16 protein-coding genes and 1 pseudogene are annotated in these 15,927 nt (G+C 69.0%); 9 read left to right on the top strand and 8 right to left on the bottom strand.

Going from position 1 to position 15,927, the window contains the following annotated elements; translation table 11 throughout:
• Positions 1 to 29 precede the first annotated feature (29 nt).
• The gene (gene ctaE / locus BKA25_RS05475; RefSeq protein ID WP_069853999.1) at positions 30 to 644 is read right to left on the bottom strand and encodes an aa3-type cytochrome oxidase subunit III; all 615 of its coding nucleotides are present in this window, start codon (positions 642 to 644) and stop codon (positions 30 to 32) included.
• Positions 645 to 1,226: 582 nt separating this feature from the next.
• Here ctaE and BKA25_RS27145 point away from each other — a divergent pair.
• The 3 genes and pseudogenes from BKA25_RS27145 to trpD form a co-directional block, all read left to right on the top strand.
• A pseudogene (locus BKA25_RS27145) lies at positions 1,227 to 1,427 on the top strand (hypothetical protein); the annotation flags it as partial.
• Positions 1,424 to 1,837 carry a hypothetical protein gene (locus BKA25_RS05465; RefSeq protein ID WP_069851619.1) on the top strand — a complete coding sequence of 138 codons (414 nt, stop codon included), beginning with the start codon at positions 1,424 to 1,426 and terminating at the stop codon, positions 1,835 to 1,837. The pseudogene BKA25_RS27145 and the gene BKA25_RS05465, both read left to right, overlap by 4 nt.
• A gap of 14 nt (positions 1,838 to 1,851) precedes the next feature.
• Complete coding sequence (gene trpD / locus BKA25_RS05460; RefSeq protein WP_069851621.1) at positions 1,852 to 2,922, top strand: anthranilate phosphoribosyltransferase; 1,071 nt, start codon at positions 1,852 to 1,854, stop codon at positions 2,920 to 2,922.
• A 275-nt stretch (positions 2,923 to 3,197) separates the two neighbouring features.
• Here trpD and BKA25_RS05455 read toward each other — a convergent pair whose 3' ends face one another.
• Entirely contained in the window at positions 3,198 to 3,596 is a 399-nt protein-coding gene (locus BKA25_RS05455; protein WP_069851623.1) for a cytochrome c oxidase subunit 4, read from the bottom strand.
• Between the two features lie 40 nt (positions 3,597 to 3,636).
• Entirely contained in the window at positions 3,637 to 4,554 is a 918-nt protein-coding gene (gene ctaC / locus BKA25_RS05450) for an aa3-type cytochrome oxidase subunit II (RefSeq protein ID WP_069851625.1), read from the bottom strand.
• 216 nt (positions 4,555 to 4,770) lie between these two features.
• Between ctaC and asnB the strand changes: the two genes are divergently transcribed.
• A complete protein-coding gene (gene asnB / locus BKA25_RS05445; RefSeq protein WP_069851626.1) occupies positions 4,771 to 6,699 on the top strand; it encodes an asparagine synthase (glutamine-hydrolyzing) in 1,929 nt (642 codons plus the stop codon).
• Positions 6,700 to 6,804: 105 nt separating this feature from the next.
• On the opposite strand, the gene BKA25_RS05440 is transcribed toward asnB, so the two are convergent.
• The 3 genes from BKA25_RS05440 to BKA25_RS05430 all read right to left on the bottom strand — a co-directional run bounded on the left by BKA25_RS05440 (position 6,805) and on the right by BKA25_RS05430 (position 9,863).
• On the bottom strand, positions 6,805 to 7,740 hold the full coding sequence (locus BKA25_RS05440) for a carbohydrate kinase family protein (RefSeq protein WP_069851628.1): 936 nt from the start codon (positions 7,738 to 7,740) through the stop codon (positions 6,805 to 6,807).
• 336 nt (positions 7,741 to 8,076) lie between these two features.
• The gene (locus tag BKA25_RS05435; RefSeq protein ID WP_069851630.1) at positions 8,077 to 8,448 is read right to left on the bottom strand and encodes a HesB/IscA family protein; all 372 of its coding nucleotides are present in this window, start codon (positions 8,446 to 8,448) and stop codon (positions 8,077 to 8,079) included.
• A gap of 287 nt (positions 8,449 to 8,735) precedes the next feature.
• A complete protein-coding gene (locus BKA25_RS05430; protein ID WP_069851632.1) occupies positions 8,736 to 9,863 on the bottom strand; it encodes a glycerate kinase family protein in 1,128 nt (375 codons plus the stop codon).
• A 271-nt stretch (positions 9,864 to 10,134) separates the two neighbouring features.
• Here BKA25_RS05430 and BKA25_RS05425 point away from each other — a divergent pair, with 271 nt between their 5' ends.
• Together BKA25_RS05425 and BKA25_RS05420 are read left to right on the top strand one after the other, a co-directional pair.
• On the top strand, positions 10,135 to 10,797 hold the full coding sequence (locus BKA25_RS05425) for a DUF3043 domain-containing protein (protein WP_069851633.1): 663 nt from the start codon (positions 10,135 to 10,137) through the stop codon (positions 10,795 to 10,797).
• A gap of 120 nt (positions 10,798 to 10,917) precedes the next feature.
• Entirely contained in the window at positions 10,918 to 11,901 is a 984-nt protein-coding gene (locus BKA25_RS05420) for an aldo/keto reductase family protein (RefSeq protein ID WP_069851635.1), read from the top strand.
• Positions 11,902 to 11,952: 51 nt separating this feature from the next.
• Here the strand turns inward: BKA25_RS05420 and BKA25_RS05415 are convergent, their stop codons facing one another.
• Positions 11,953 to 12,153 carry a hypothetical protein gene (locus BKA25_RS05415; RefSeq protein ID WP_069851637.1) on the bottom strand — a complete coding sequence of 67 codons (201 nt, stop codon included), beginning with the start codon at positions 12,151 to 12,153 and terminating at the stop codon, positions 11,953 to 11,955.
• 111 nt (positions 12,154 to 12,264) lie between these two features.
• On the opposite strand from BKA25_RS05415, the gene BKA25_RS05410 reads away from it, so the two are divergent.
• The 3 genes from BKA25_RS05410 to BKA25_RS05400 all read left to right on the top strand — a co-directional run bounded on the left by BKA25_RS05410 (position 12,265) and on the right by BKA25_RS05400 (position 14,799).
• Entirely contained in the window at positions 12,265 to 12,843 is a 579-nt protein-coding gene (locus tag BKA25_RS05410) for a bifunctional adenosylcobinamide kinase/adenosylcobinamide-phosphate guanylyltransferase (RefSeq protein WP_069851639.1), read from the top strand.
• Between the two features lie 120 nt (positions 12,844 to 12,963).
• Positions 12,964 to 14,037: a nicotinate-nucleotide--dimethylbenzimidazole phosphoribosyltransferase gene (gene cobT / locus BKA25_RS05405; protein ID WP_069851641.1), complete on the top strand. Its 1,074-nt coding sequence runs from the start codon at positions 12,964 to 12,966 to the stop codon at positions 14,035 to 14,037.
• A gap of 21 nt (positions 14,038 to 14,058) precedes the next feature.
• On the top strand, positions 14,059 to 14,799 hold the full coding sequence (locus BKA25_RS05400) for an adenosylcobinamide-GDP ribazoletransferase (protein WP_069851643.1): 741 nt from the start codon (positions 14,059 to 14,061) through the stop codon (positions 14,797 to 14,799).
• A 9-nt stretch (positions 14,800 to 14,808) separates the two neighbouring features.
• On the opposite strand, the gene BKA25_RS05395 is transcribed toward BKA25_RS05400, so the two are convergent.
• Positions 14,809 to 15,909, bottom strand: a complete 1,101-nt coding sequence (locus BKA25_RS05395) for a branched-chain amino acid aminotransferase (protein ID WP_069851645.1) — start codon at positions 15,907 to 15,909, stop codon at positions 14,809 to 14,811.
• Positions 15,910 to 15,927: the final 18 nt, after the last annotated feature.

The raw sequence follows: 15,927 nt of genomic DNA, 5'->3' as shown, positions 1-15,927 counted from the left end.
GTCGAGTTCCGGCTTCTAGTCGATCGGCGTCAAGGGACCAGGTAGATGACGGCGAAGAGCCCGATCCACACGATGTCGACGAAGTGCCAGTAATAGGACACGACGATCGCCGAGGTCGCCTGGGCGGGCGTGAACTTGCTCATCTTGGTGCGCATGAGCAGGAACACGAACGCGATGAGACCGCCGATGACGTGCAACCCGTGGAACCCGGTCGTCATGTAGAAGACGGTGCCGAATGGCGAGGACGAGATGGTGGTGTCGTGCGCCGTGATCAGCGTGTAGTACTCACCCGCCTGACCGGCGACGAAGATCGTGCCGAGAACCAGGGTGAGGGTGTACCAGCGCCGCAGGCCGAAGACATCGCCTCGTTCCGCAGCGAACACACCGAGCTGGCAGGTCCACGAGGACGCCACGAGGATGATCGTGAAGGGCAGCGCATACCCGAGGTTGAGCTCGGAGGGTTCCGGCGGCCACGTTGGACCGTCGTGCTGCGCCTTCACCGTGAAGAACATCGCGAAGAGTCCAGCGAAGAACATGAGCTCGCTGGACAACCACACGATCGTGCCGACGCTGACCATGTTGGGTCGGTTCAGCGAATGCACCCGCTGGGCGATGGGAGGCGATGCCGTTGTCACGCGACGCATTATTACTTGCGAGAACTCCGGATGTCGTGCCGGGTCCTCCTCCGGCGCGGCGATCAGTGCCAACGCGCGCGCGGGCATGGCGAGAAGAGAGTGGTGAGGACGCTGTCCGATCAGCGAGCACCGTGGTGGCGACGACTGCTTGGCCGAGGTCGTGGAGATCGGGAACCGGAGCTGGATCCGACCGATCCCCGGCTCGTCGTGGTGGTCACGGCCTTCGATCCCGCCGAGGCCGATTCCTCGGCGCTGGCCAGGTCGACGGCGTGGGCGCCCGAGCTGCCCTGCGTACTGCGCCACCATCTGCTGCTGCCCGCCGAGGCCACGGCGGAGGCCGCGCGCATCCTCGCGCAGGAGGACTGGACCCTGCACGCGGTGGCGGATCGGGATCCGGCGCCGACGGATGCCCCGGCGGGGCCGACCGACGCGGAATCCGACGAGCCCGCATCCGATGCAGCCGATCCGGCGGGTTCCGCGAGCGAGGCCATCCCGGATGCGGCCGAGATCACCACCTCGCAGCGGCCGACGCCCGGCGTGACACCCGCCACCACCGGACGACCTCGCGGCTCCGGACGGGCCGAGGCCCCGGACCTGGTCTCCTTCGAGGCGGTGCGGGTCCAACGACTGGATGCGCTGCACTGTGCGCAGGCCCGATCGCGGATGGCGGGCCTCGCCCAGCGGCTGGGCGGTGACGCCCTGGGATGGGATGCCCTTCAGATCGACCAGGGCGGGCGGCTAGCATCTGAAGACTCGAACGACCGACGTCGCCGAAGGGTTCTGCGCAGATGAGCACGAGCATCACGACCATCCTGGTGTTCAGCCACCGCCCTGAGGTCCGTGAGTCGATCATGACCGCGGTCGGACGCAGGCCCGCCGCCGATGTCGGCCGGGTGCGCTACCTCGAGGCCGACGGCATCGCCTCGGTGCTGTCGATCGTCGACGAGGGTCAGGCAGACCTGCTGATCCTGGACGGCGAGGCACAGCCGACCGGTGGGATGGGCATCTCCCGCCAGCTCAAGAACGAGATCGACGACTGCCCACCGATCGTCGTCGCGGTTCGCCGCAAGGACGACCGATGGCTCGCCACCTGGTCGCAGGCCGACGCGGTGCTGGTGCACCCGCTCGACCCGCTGGCCGCCGCAGAGACCGTGGCAGAGGTGCTGCGGTCGATGAGCAGGATTTCCGTCTCGAACGGCTGAAAAGGATTCCCGGCATGCCCGAGCACGCTGGACAGACTCCGTACACCTGGGCTTCGCTGCTGACGCAGCTGGTCACCGGGCAGGATCTCAGCATCGAGGCCGCCACCTGGGCGATGGACCAGGTGATGACCGGGCAGGCGACCGCAGCCCAGATCGCCGGTTTCGCCGTGGGACTGCGGTCCAAGGGCGAGACGCCCGACGAGATCCGTGGCATGGCCGAGGTGATGCTGGCTCGCGCCCATCGGATCGACCTCGACATCGATGCGATCGACATCGTCGGCACCGGTGGCGACCGTGCCAACACCGTGAACATCTCCACGATGACGACCATCGTCGTCGCAGCAGCAGGCGTGCCGGTGATCAAGCACGGCAACCGCGCCTCCTCGTCGAGCTGCGGCACCGCCGACGTGCTGGAGGCGCTCGGCGTCGTCATCGATCTGCCGCCGGAGGGCGTGCGGACCTGCATCGAGGACCTGGGCATCGGGTTCTGCTTCGCGCCGGTCTTCCACCCGGCGTGGCGGGTCACGGCGGGTCCTCGTCGGGAGATCGGCATCCGCACCGCCTACAACCTGCTCGGTCCGTTGACCAATCCCGGCCGCCCGCACGCGGGCCTGATCGGTTGTGCCGACCAGCGGATGGCTCCGGTGCTGGCCGAGGTCTTCGCCGACCGTGGACAGTCGGTGCTGGTGGTTCGCGGCGACGACGGACTCGACGAGCTGACCACCACGACGACCTCCACCGCCTGGGTGGTGCACGACGGGACGGTCCGGCAGGTCGTCATCGACCCCGCAGCGTTGGGACTGGCGCCCGCGACCGCCGAGGATCTGCGGGGCGGCGACGTCAACCAGAACATGGCGGTCGTGCAGGAGCTGGTGGCGGGCAAGCCCGGCCCGGTCCGGGATGCCGTACTGCTCAACGCCGCAGGCGCACTGGCCGCGCACGATGGTTTCCCCGGTGATCTGACCGAGACGCTGCGGGCCGGCCTGGATCGCGCCGCCGAGGTCATCGACTCCGGCGCGGCAGCGGAGCTGCTGGGCCGCTGGGTGACCCGTTCGACGGAGATCCGCGAACAACTCACGTCCTGACGATCGAGGCCTGCGGGCGGGAACCGACTTCCGGTGTTGTCCCAGGCCTCGATGCGTTCCAGCTCGCCAGCGGCGATCCCAGGCCCGGTAACCGCGCTTCGAGTGTTGTCTCGTCAACGGAATCTCGGTCGCTCCGACCCGCGGCTGCGGGCGCCTATCCCGCTCCGGTTCGACAGCCAAGCCGTCCTCGATCGGAACATCTGCCTATAGACGACCATGAGCCCGTCCCCAGTGGGGACGGGCTCATGGTGAGATCGCGTGGTCGAGCTGGTCGATCAGTGTCCGGCGGGAGCGCGGTGGTACTCGAACAGCAGCCCGCCGATCGTGATCAGCAGGACGGCGCCTGCGGCGATCAGCATCCAGATGTGGAACATCGCCAGTGCCAGACCGGCCAGCGCGCAGCTCGCCGCCAGCCCGAAGGGCCAGTAGCTGCCCGGGCTGAAGAAGCCGAGCTCGCCCGCGCCGTCGCTGATCTCGGCCTCCGGGTCGTCCTCGGGACGAGCCTTCATCCGCCGGGACACGAACCGGAAGTAGGTGCCCACCAGTAGGGCGAGCCCACCGGTCAGGGCGAGTGCGACCGTACCGACCGGCTCGCCCGCCCAGAATCCGTAGATGACCGCGACGATGAAGGCGAACAGCGCCGTGCCTTCGAAGATCCACGCCTCGATCTTCATCGAGTCCTCACTCTCAGTGTCTCTACCAGGCCTACGGCAGTCAGTTCTGCTCGCGCGAGTTGGCCTCGCGGGAGGTGCGGTCCGTGTCGAACGGATAGGTGGTGACCGCCTTCGGCGCGCACAGCTCGCCGCAGTCCATCTCGGTCAGTGCCTCGGACGCCGTGTAGAGCTCACCGGTCGTGGAGTTCTCCTGCGCCCGCAGATCCATGTACTGGTCGTACTGGTCACCGGGCAGCGCACGCACCTCGAAGTTCATCATCGAGTGGTAGGTACCGCACAGCTCGGCACACCGACCGACGAAGGCGCCGGGCTCGTCGATGACGTTCTGGAAGATGTTGTCCTGGTTGTTCTTCTCCGGGTGCGGGAAGGTGTCCCGCTTGAAGAGGAACTCCGGGACGAAGAACGAGTGGATGACGTCCTCGGAGCGCAGCTCGTACTGGATGACCCGATCGGTCGGGAGTACCAGCAGCGGGATCTCGTCGCTGGTGCCCAGCGTCGTCACCGGATCGCCGTCCGGGGTGGTCTCGTCCTGGTAGCGGAACTCCCAGTTCCACTTGAAGGAGACCACTTCGACGGTGACGTCGGGATCCTCCTCCTGCGCCAGGACATAGTTCTGGGTGGTCGCTGTGAAGTAGAACAGCACGGTGACCATCACCAGTGGAATGACCGTGTAGACCAATTCCAACGGGACGTTGTACTGCGTCTGCCGAGGCATCTCCTCACCGCGCTTGCGGTGGAACACCACCGACCACAGGATCAGGCCCCAGACCAGCACGCCGACCGCGAGCGCCGCGATCACCGACCAGGTCCACAATTCACGCATCCGGTCGGCTTGGGGGGTAACACCCTCCGGCCAACCGAAGCGAAGAACATCGTTAGCGGAGCAGCCGGTCGTTGCCAGGGCTACCAGGCCGAACGATCCACCCAGCTTCGCCAGCCGCGTTGCCTTCTGGCCCACTGCTCGACGCCTCCTTGATCAGGCTCACCGCCCCGCCAGCGCCATGTCGGCGCCACCGAGGTCGACACTTCAGCCGTGCCGCCGCATTCCGAGCGGAAGAGTAGCCCAGCAACTCGTAGTGGGCCGCTTTGGGGTGAGTCGGGGGCGCGACGGCCGTACCGGGTCATACTGATCCGGAGCCGAAAAACGAGCAGGAACGGAAGGTGCGCGAGAAGCGTGTGTGGCCTATTGGGACTGGTCTGCCCGACCCAGAACGACGCCATGGCGGCTCGCGCCTCCGTAGGCAGGGCGTTGGGGTGCCAACGGCATCGGGGGCCGGACGAATCCGAGACATGGCAACGCGATGAGGCCGTCTTCGGCTTCAACAGATTGTCGATCATCGACGTCGAGCACTCACATCAACCGCTGACCTGGGGTCCGCCGGAGGCGCCGGACCGGTACACCATCATCTTCAACGGTGAGATCTACAACTATCTGGAGCTGCGCGCCGAGCTGGGCGCACAGCACGGCGCGCGCTTCGTGACCGACGGCGACACCGAGTCGATCGTGGCGGCCTACCACTACCTCGGCCCGTCGATGATCGGCAGGCTGCGCGGCATGTTCGCGTTCCTGATCTGGGACTCCGAGAAGCAGGTGATCTTCGGTGGTCGCGACCCCTTCGGCATCAAGCCGCTGTTCTACGCGATCGGCCCGCACGGCGTCGCGTTCTCCAGTGAGAAGAAGAGCCTGCTCGATCTGGCCGGGACGCTCGGGCAACAGCCCGCGCTGAACCGCAGCGGACTCCAGTACTACCTGACGCTGCAGTACGTGCCGGAGCCCGCGACGCTGCACCACGGCATCCGCCGGGTCGAGTCGGGCACCTCGTTCACCGTGGAGCCGGGCGGCCAGCCCGTCATGCAGCGGTACTTCGCCCCGACATTCGCTCCCCGCCCGGTCTCCGGCCCCACCGAGCAGTCGCGGCTGTATCAGGGCATCACCGACGTGATGCGCGATTCGGTGTCCAAGCACATGCGGGCCGACGTCACCGTCGGCGCGTTCCTGTCCGGTGGCATCGACTCGACGGCCATCGCGGCGCTGGCCAAGGAGCACAACCCGGACCTGATCACCTTCACCACCGGCTTCGAGCGGCAGGGCTACTCGGAGATCGACGTGGCTGCCGAGACCGCCGCGGCCCTCGGGGTCAAGCACGTGGTCCGCACCGTCTCCGCCGAGGAGATGATGGAACACCTGCCGCTGATCGTCTGGTACCTGGACGACCCGGTAGCCGACCCCGCGTTGGTGCCCCTGTGGTTCATCGCCCGTGAGGCCCGCAAGCACGTCAAGGTCGTGCTCTCCGGTGAGGGTGCCGACGAGTTGTTCGGCGGCTACACGATCTACCGGGAGCCGCTGTCGCTGGCCCCGTTCGACAAGGTCCCCGGCGGTATCCGCCGCATCATGGGCAAGGTCTCCTCGCGGATCCCCGACGGCGTGCGCGGCAAGGACCTGCTTCGCCGTGGTGCGCTGTCCTTGGAGGACCGCTACTACGGCAACGCCAGGATCTTCCGGGACGACCAGCTGCGCCGCGTGTTGCAGACCTTCGACCCCGCTGTCTCGCACACCGACATCACCGCCCGCGCCTACCGGGAGTCCGAGGGCTGGGACCCGGTGACCCGGATGCAGTACGTGGACATGTTCACCTGGCTGCGCGGCGACATCCTGGTCAAGGCCGACAAGATGACGATGGCGAACTCCCTGGAACTGCGGGTGCCCTTCCTGGACACCGAGGTCTTCAAGGTCGCCGCACAGGTCCCGCTGTCGGAGAAGATCACCAAGGAGACGACCAAGTTCGCATTGCGGCAGGCGCTGCGCGACGTCGTCCCCGCGCATGTGCTCAACCGGCGCAAGCTCGGCTTCCCGGTGCCGATCCGGCTCTGGCTCAAGGACGAGATGTACGGCTGGGCCAGGGACATCATCCAGCGCTCCGACACCGGCTCGCTGATCGACAAGAACGCCGCGCTGGTCCTACTCGAGGAGCACAAGGCGGGCACGCTGGACCACAGCCGCCGGATCTGGGCGCTGCTGGTGTTCATGCTGTGGCACGGCATCTTCATCGAGAACCGGATCAACCCGAGGATCCCGGAGCCGCACTACCCCGTGAAGCTCTGATCGGCGGCAGGCCGGGTCCGACCCGGCGGCGCTGAGGACCGACGGCCCACCATCGATGTTCGACATCGTGGTGGGCCGTCGGCGTACGGGGAAAACCGGCCGTGATCAGCGGTGCAGCAGTTCGGCCAGCTCGGCCGCCGCCTCCGGTCCGTAGGCCCCGTCGATACGTGCCACGGCCTCGCTCGGGTCCAGCCGCCATTCCTGGGTGCCGATCGTCTCCAACACGTGCACGGCGATCAGCGAGCCGAGTTGGGCGGCGCGTTCCACGCCGAGCCCCTCGGACCGGGCGGCCAGGAAACCGGCTCGGAAGCCATCGCCGAGACCGGTCGGTTCGACCTTCGCGGTCTCGGGAACCGCGGCGATCTGCAGCGGTTCGATGTCCTGCCCGATGATCTCGACGCCCTTCTCGCCCAGGGTGGTGATCCGCATCCCCAGCCTGGATAAGACCTCCCGCTCGCTCCAGCCGGACTTCTGCAGCAGCAGACTCCACTCGTAGTCGTTGGAGAACAGGTAGCGGGCACCGTCGATCAGCTCCCGCGTCTGCGCACCGTCCATCCTGGCCAGTTGCTGCGATGGGTCGGCGGCGAAGGGCAGACCGAGGTGCCTGCACTCCCGAGTGTGGCGAAGCATCGCCTCCGGGTCGTTCGGGCTGATCAACACCAGCTCGACGCCATCGACGGACTCGGTGATCGGCCCGAGTTCGATCGAGCGTGCCTCGGCCATCGCCCCCGCGTAGAAGGAGGCGATCTGACACATGTCCTGATCGGTGGTGCACACGAACCGGGCGGTGTGCGCCAGCTCGGAGACGTGGACTCCGGAGCAGTCGACCCCGTGTCGCTGGAGCCAGGAGCGGTACTCGACGAAGTCGGGCCCCACGGCGCCGATCAACAGCGGTCTCGCGCCCAGCACCCCCATGGCGAAGGCGACGTTCGCGCCGATGCCCCCGCGTCGGATCTCCAGCTCGTCGACGAGGAAGCTCAGCGAGACGCGGTCGAGCTGCTCGGTCAACAGCTGTTCGGCGAACCGCCCTGGAAAACGCATCAGGTGGTCCGTAGCGATACTTCCCGTCACGGCAACAGGCACGTCCGTACACCCCGATCAGGTTCGCGGGCCCGCACGGTCGAAACTCCCCGGCAGCTCGGACCCGAGGGACGTCACCGGGGAGATTCACCCTGTCATGTGATCGAGGGGCGGGACCTCGGTCGCCGCGAGGAGGAAGAACCGCTGGTGGGAGCCGCGCCACCGGGCCTGCTCAACCGAGGTGGGAGCGATCTGGCCGGGGTCGGGCGGACATGACGACGGTGCGGGTGCGGCTGTTCGGCCGCCGCCCGCACCGTCGAAGGAACAACGCCCGGCTCTCGGCGGGCGCGACGTCCTCTAGTGGAAGGAGTCGCCGCAGGCGCAGGAGCCGCCCGCGTTGGGGTTGTCGATGGTGAAGCCCTGCTTCTCGATGGTGTCGACGAAGTCGATGACGGCGTCCTGAACGTAGGGAGCGCTCATCCGGTCGACCACGACGCCCAGCCCGTTGAAGTCGACACGCGCGTCGCCGTCGAGGGAGCGCTCGTCGAAGAAGAGCTGGTAGCGCAGGCCCGCGCAACCACCGGGCTGCACCGCGATGCGCAGGTGCATGTCATCGCGGCCTTCCTGCTCGAGCAGTGCCTTGGCCTTCGTCGCAGCCGAGTCGCTGAGCTTGACGCCATGTGCAGGCGCGTCGGTCTTCGCATCGATCCCAATGTCCTGGGCGGTCATGGCTCTCCTCAAGGTCCTACTGGCCGTACCTGCCCGCGTAACGCGCACAGGCGCCGGGATATTCCCCGGTATTCCGACGTCACGGCTTCGCTGTCCGCGTCGAGCGACTCCAGGATGACACAACCCTCGGTCCGCCAGGTGCCGCCGAAAGGCACCCCTCGACGGTAGCGCCTGCGGGCAACCGATAGGCCCGACTGGTCGACATATAGGGGCTCGAGACGGTAGGCATGCTGAGCCATCCGACCGCCCGACCAGTACTAATCGGCGCATCGACCCAGGTCGTCGGCTCAGCGTCCGCCCCACTGGCGGGCCACGTCGGCCGCCATGGCCGTGAGGGTGCCCGCCGGATCCGCGAAGGCGGCCGCCACCGATCCCGCGTGCTCGGCCACCGCGTAGGAGTGCTCCACACCTGCTGCGCCCGCCTCCCGCTTGCCGACCGATACCTGCCCGGCCAGCACCAGGCAGGGCAGGCCGCGCTCGGCGGCGCCTCTGGCCACGGCCGTGACGAGCTTCCCGCGCAGTGACTGCCAGTCGAAGCTGCCCTCCCCGGTCACCGCCAGCTGCACCGTGTCCAGGGCGGTGTCCAGCCCGGTCAGCCGCCGGACCAGTTCCGCTCCCGATTCCACCTCGGCGCCCAGGGCCAGCAGGCCCGCGCCGAGACCGCCCGCCGCGCCTGCCGAGGGCAGTTCTCGCACGTCACGACCGGTGGCCGAGGCGAGCACCTCGGCCCAACTGGTCAGCGCGGCGTCCAAGGCCTCGACCGCGACCGCGTCGGCGCCCTTCTGCGGGCCGAAGACCCTGGCCGCGCCGTGCTCACCGAGCAGGGTGTTCTCCACGTCCGAGGCCGCCACCAGCTGCAATCCGCCCAGTTCGACCTCGCCGAGCAGGCCGACGCAGTCCCGCAGGGCCGCGCCGCCGTCGACAAGGGCCCGGCCGACCACGTCGACGCCGACCGCACCGAGCGCGGCGAACATACCCGCGCCGCCGTCGGTGCTGGCCGAGCCGCCGAGGCCGACCACCGCCCGCCGCAGCCCGGCGTCACGTGCCTGGGCGATCAACTCGCCCACTCCCCTGCTCGACGCCCGCAGCGCCGAGGAGGGGTCGCGTTCCGGGATCAGATGTAGGCCGTTGGCCTGGGCGGACTCGATGTAGGCGGTGCCGCCCGCCGCATCGGGGACCTCCAGCCAGCTCGCCGTCACGGGCTCACCCAGCGGCCCGGTCACCGTGGTCTCGTGGACCGTGCCGCCCAACGCGACCGAGAGCACCTCGACGAAACCGGGGCCGCCGTCGGCCAACGGTCGGATGACGATCTCATCGTCGGGTGCGCCACTCCGCCAGCCTGCTGCGATGGCCTCCGAGGCCTCGCGCGCCGTCAACGTGCCGCCGAAACAATCGGGTGCCACCAGGATCCGCATGTCCGTGAGCCTAGTGAGGCACGCCACCCCCAACGGCCTACTCGCCGAAGCCCGCGCCGGCCCGAACAGGCCGAACTCCGATGCAGCCTGCCGGATGGCGGCCCGCGACGGGTGTCGGAGGGCGGGTACCGCTCGCGCCGGGCGGACGGTCGTGGACGTGTCGATGCCGTCCGCCGATTCTCGCGGCCGGATTCATCATCGGCGCCTGCTGCGGAACCGGATGACCTGGGCGTGTCCGCAAGGCGGGATTCGTCTCCTTTACTCTGAGGGCGTGAGGTTCCTTCGCCGTAATACGAGTGACACCGAGTCGACCGAGGGCAGCGAGTCGGTCGCGACCGCAGAGGACTCGGCGGCGGAGGCGCGACCAAAGGGCTACACACCCGCCAAGGGGCGTCCGACACCCTCCCGCCGCGATGCGGAGGGCAAGCGCCGTGGACCGGTGGCCGCACCGCGCAACCAGCGCGAGGCCATCCAGCGGATGCGGGGCACCAAGGACGACCGTCGTAAGGCGGGCGCCGAGCGCCGCGAGCGGATGATGTCCGGCGACGACCGCTACCTGCTGCCTCGGGACCGGGGGCCGGTGCGGGCCCACATCCGCGATCTGGTGGATTCGCGGCGCAACATCATGGGCCTGTTCATGCCGATGGCGATCATCGTGTTCGTGGCGATCCTGATCCCCTCGCCGATGATTCAGCAGTACGCCAGCCTGGCGACCTCGATGATGCTGATCACCATGATCTTCGAGGGTGTGATGCTCGGTCGGATGGTCACCAAGCGGGTCCGCGCGAAGTTCCCCGACGCCAAGGACCGCGGTTTCGGCATCGGTTGGTACTGCTTCACCCGGGCCACCCAGATCCGCAGGCTCCGCGTTCCCCGGCCGAGGGCGACCTACGTCGATGCCCCGAAGATCTGGGGCGTCACAGCCCGACGCTGACGGATGAGCGCCGACCGGTCGGGGCTGACCGGTTAGGGCTGTGTCCGATGAGGGGTGTGACCAATTTGGGACGGGTCACATTAGTCGTTCACATGGCGAACGACCCCTAGGATCGGGCGAATGGAGTTCCGTCGTCTTGGCCGTAGTGGCCTGAATATCAGTGAGATCTCGTACGGCAACTGGCTGACCCACGGCTCGCAGGTGGAAGAGGATCAGGCCAAGGCCTGTGTCGAGGCCGCCCTCGACGCGGGCATCACCACCTTCGACACCGCCGACGTCTACGCGCGCACCAAGGCCGAGTCCGTCCTGGGTCGGGCGCTGGCGGGCAAGCGCAGGCAGAGCCTGGAGATCTTCACCAAGGTCCACGGGCCGACCGGGGACGGACCCAACGACCGTGGTCTCAGCCGCAAGCACATCATCGAGTCGTGCAACGCCTCGCTGACCCGGTTGCAGACGGACTACGTCGACCTCTACCAGGCGCACCGGTTCGACAAGACCGTGCCGTTGGAGGAGACCTTCCTAGCCTTCGCCGACCTGGTCCGCCAGGGCAAGGTCCTCTACATCGGCGTGTCCGAGTGGACGGCCGAGCAGATCACCCGGGGTGCCCAGCTGGCCAGGGAACTGCGGGTGCCGTTCATCTCCAACCAGCCGGAGTACTCGGCGCTGCACCGGGTGATCGAGTCGCAGGTCGTGCCCGCCAGCGAGCGCGAGGGCCTCAGCCAGATCGTCTGGTCGCCGATCGCGCAGGGCGTGCTGACCGGTAAGTACCTGCCGGGACAGCAGCCGCCCGCCGGTTCGCGGGCCACCGACGAGACCGGCAACCGGATGATGGCGCGTTACATGCGCGACGAGGTCCTGGAGCGGGTGCAGCAGCTCAAGCCGGTCGCCGCCGACCTCGGTCTGTCGCTCGCGCAGCTCGCCGTCGCCTGGGTGCTGCAGAACAAGAACGTCGCCTCGGCGATCGTCGGCGCCTCCCGCCCGGAGCAGGTCGCCGAGAACGCCAAGGCCGCCGGTGTCGTCCTTACGCAGGACGTGCTCGACAAGATCGACGAGATCCTCGGCGACGAGATCAAGCGCGACCCGATGCTGACCGCCTCGGCCTGATCGCACGATGCGGGCCCCGATTCACATCGGGGCCCGCATGGTCGGGCGTGGTCAGGCCTCCGGGCTCAGGCTCATCGGCCCGTAGACGTCGGCCCCGTTGTGCACCAGGGTCACCTGCTGCACCCCGGCGTCGGTCAACTCCGACCACTGGGTCTCGAACCACCGCTCGGCCGCGGTCTGCTCGGCGAAACTGATCTCCGGACCGGGCACCTCGCGCCCCACCTCGTCCTGGTAACGCCAGTGATAGGCCATCGGAACTCCTCGTCGTCCTCGGCTCGGCGGTCCTCGCCGTATCAAGCCTGACAGAACGATCGCCCGGCTTACCAGTGAATCACCGGACACCTCTTTCAGACGAAGGACACCATGCTCGGCTCAGCGCAGGGCTCCCCCACCGGTCGCACCCTGATCCTCGGTGGCGCACGGTCTGGAAAGTCGGCGCAGGCGGAGGGCCTGCTGGCCACCGACCGGCCCGCCGTCTATCTGGCCACCGGCCGCCGGGATCCCGCCGATGCCGACTTCTCGGCCCGCATCGCCGCCCATACGGCGCGCAGGCCACCCGAGTGGCGCACCGTGGAGCTCTCGACGGGCGCCGAGCTGCCCGCCCGCCTGCGGGAACTGGCCGCTTCGACGCCTGCCACGCCGGTGTTGGTCGATGATCTGGCCACCTGGCTGGCCGGACTGTTCGACGATCACGACGTGTGGGCCGACTCGGCGACGGTCGGCCCCTCGGCACGGGAGCAGCTGGATCTACTGGTGTCCGCGGTCGCCGCGTATGGCTCGCCGTTGGTGTTGGTCTCCGCCGAGGTCGGGCTGGGTGTCATTCCCTCGACACGTTCTGGCAGGCTCTTCCGCGACGAACTCGGCGCGCTCAATGCTCGGCTGGCCGAAGTCTGCGACGAGGTGTTCCTGGTGGTCGCCGGACTGCCGTTGCGACTTCGGTAGCCCGCCGACGGCAGGCATCCCTGCTGCCGTTCACGAGCCAGGGGCCTCGGCGGACGACCTCGATGCCGGGCACCGCTGCACCTTGCGCGCCGGGCCGACGAACCCGAGGAAAGGCAGAACGTGAGCACGGTAGACGCCGATCGCCCGGAGACCACGTTCCCCAAGATCGTCCCGCCGGACGAGCAGGCACACCGGCAGGCGGTGGCCCGGCACGCGCAACTCACCAAGCCTGCCGGCTCGCTGGGCAGGCTGGAGGAGCTGGGTGTCTGGATCTCCGCCTGCCAGGGAACCTGTCCGCCACGACCGTTTGCCCGGCCCCGCGTGGTGCTCTTCGCCGGGGATCACGGGGTGGCCGCCGAGGGGGTGTCGGCGTATCCCAGCGAGGTCACCGAGCAGATGGTGACGAACTTCCTCACCGGCGGCGCTGCGGTCAACGTCGCGGCCACCAACGCCGATGCCACCGTCCGGGTGGTCGATATCGCCGTCGCCACGGACACGCCCTCGTTGATCGCCGCGCACAAGGTGCGCCGTTCCTCCGGTGCGATCAACCGCGAGGACGCGCTGAGCGAGGCCGAGACGACGGCGGCCATCGCGGCGGGTCGGGCGATCGCCGACGAGGAGATCGACGGCGGCGCGGACCTGCTGATCGCAGGCGACATGGGCATCGGCAACACCACGGTCTCGGCCGTGCTGATCGCCGCGTTGACCGACACCGAACCGGTGGCGGTGGTGGGCCGGGGCACCGGGATCGACGACGCGGGCTGGATGCGCAAGGCGGCGGTGATCCGGGACGCACTCCGTCGGGCCCGGCCGGTGGCAGGCGATCCGCTGGCCCTGTTGCGGGTGGCAGGCGGCGCCGACATCGCTGCGGTCAGCGGTTTCCTGGCGCAGGCGGCCGCCCGACGTACCCCGGTGTTGCTCGACGGCCTTGCGGTCGGGGCCGCCGCGTTGATCGCCGAGGAACTCGCCCCGAACGCCCGGAAGTGGTGGCTGGCCGGACATCGTTCCGCCGAACCGGCGCACGCGCTGGTCCTCGATCAGCTCGATCTGACGCCGCTGCTGGATTTGGGTATGCGGCTCGGCGAGGGGGCCGGCGCGCTGGCCGCGCTGCCGCTGCTGACGCTGTCCTGTCGGGTGCTGGCCGAGATGGCGACCTTCGAGGAAGCCGGCGTCACCGGTCCGACCTCGGACTGATTCGCCGCGAGCGGGGTGGGAATGGGCGATGGGATTCGGCTGGCGTTGAGCTGGCTCACCGTGCTGCCGGTGCCCACCAGGACCGTCGATGCCAGGGCTGCCGGACAGGCCATCGCCCTCGCCCCGCTGGTCGGCGGACTGCTGGGTGCACTGGGCATCGGTGTGCTGGCCGGTGCCACCCTGCTCGGCATCGACCCGACCGTCGCGGGACTGCTCACCGTCGGCGCACTGACGCTGTCCACCAGGGCGATGCATCTGGACGGGCTGGCCGACACCGCGGACGGACTCGGTTGCTACGGCGATCGACAACGTGCGCTGGCGGTGATGCGCGATGGCGGGGCGGGCCCGTTCGCGGTGGTGGCGTTGATCCTGGTGCTCGGCATCCAGGCCGCCTGCTACGCCGCGCTGGCGACCGCGGGTTCATGGTGGATCGTCCCGGTCGCGCTGGCCACGGGCCGCGCGGCCTTCGGTTGGTGCTGTCGACGCGGGGTGCCCGCCGCTCGGCCCGATGGGCTCGGCGCGATGGTCGCGGGCAGCCAGGCACCCGGACTCGTCGTCGGATGGTGGGCGGTGCTCGCCCTCGCCGCGACGGCCGCCTGCGGTTGGTTCGGCCTCGCCGGGGCCGTGGCGGCGCTGGGGATGACTGTGCTGCTCTCGGCCCACACCACCCGGCGCTTCGGCGGGGTCACCGGGGACGTGCTCGGCGCGGCGAGCGAGGCCGCGACCACGATCGTCCTGGTCGCGGCCGTCGCCGCCGGGTGACTGCTCGGCTCAGCCGAAGTTGTGCTGCCAGCCGTGCTGGTCGGGGGCGCTGCCGCGCTGGATCGAGATCAGCGCGTCCCGCAGGCGCTGGGTGACCGGACCGGTCTTGCCCTCGCCGATGACGAACTCGCCGCCCTCGTGCTTGGCCGCGCCGACCGGGGTGATCACCGCTGCGGTACCGCACGCGAACACCTCGGTGATCTCGCCTGCGGCGACGCCGGATTCCCAGTCCTGCACCGAGATCCGCGCCTCCTCGGTGCGGTAGCCGAGGTCGGCGGCCAACCGCAGCAGGGAATCCCGCGTGATGCCCGGCAACAGCGTGCCGGTCAGCTCGGGCGTGACCACGGTGGCATCGGCGCCGGAACCCCGCACGAAGCACAGGTTCATGCCGCCCATCTCCTCGACCCAGCGGTGCTCGACCGCGTCGAGCCACACCACCTGGTCGCAACCCTTCTCGGCGGCCTGGGCCTGGGCGAGCAGGGATGCCGCGTAATTGCCCGCGAACTTCGCCGCGCCGGTGCCTCCGGGTGCCGCCCGGGTGAACTCGGTGCTCAGCCACACCGTCACCGGGTTGATCCCGCCCGCGAAATAAGCGCCCGCAGGCGAGGCGATCAGCAGGAACGCGTACTCGTTGGCGGGCCGCACCCCGAGCCCGACCTCGGTGGAGATCAGGTAGGGCCGCAGGTACAGCGACTCCTCGGCGTGCTCCGGGACCCAGCGACGGTCGACGTCGATCAGCTCGGTGATCGCGCCGAGGAACAGCTCGTCGGGCAGCTCCGGCATCGCCATTCGGCGCGCCGAGGCGCGGAACCGGGCCGCGTTGGCCTCCGGCCGGAAGGAGGCCACGGTGCCGTCGGCCTGGCGGTATGCCTTGAGACCCTCGAAGATCGCCTGCCCGTAGTGCAGCACCATCGCCGCCGGGTCCAGCTGGAACGGCTCGTACGGCGTGAGTCTGGCGTCGTGCCAGCCATCGCGTTCGTTCCAGTCGATGCGGACCATGTGGTCGGTGAAGTACCGCCCGAAGCCGGGGCTGGCGAGTACCTCGGCGAGGCGTTCCGGCGTGGCGGGGCTCGGGTTCAGGGTTCTGGAGAAAGGCAACACCGAGGTCATGGCCGCAGCCTAATACTT

The sequence above is a fragment of the Actinoalloteichus hymeniacidonis genome (genome assembly GCF_014203365.1).
GTDB classification, from domain to species: Bacteria; Actinomycetota; Actinomycetes; order Mycobacteriales; family Pseudonocardiaceae; genus Actinoalloteichus_A; species Actinoalloteichus_A hymeniacidonis.
Note: the sequence above shows the minus strand (reverse complement) of the source record. Positions and strands in the feature narration are given on the sequence as shown.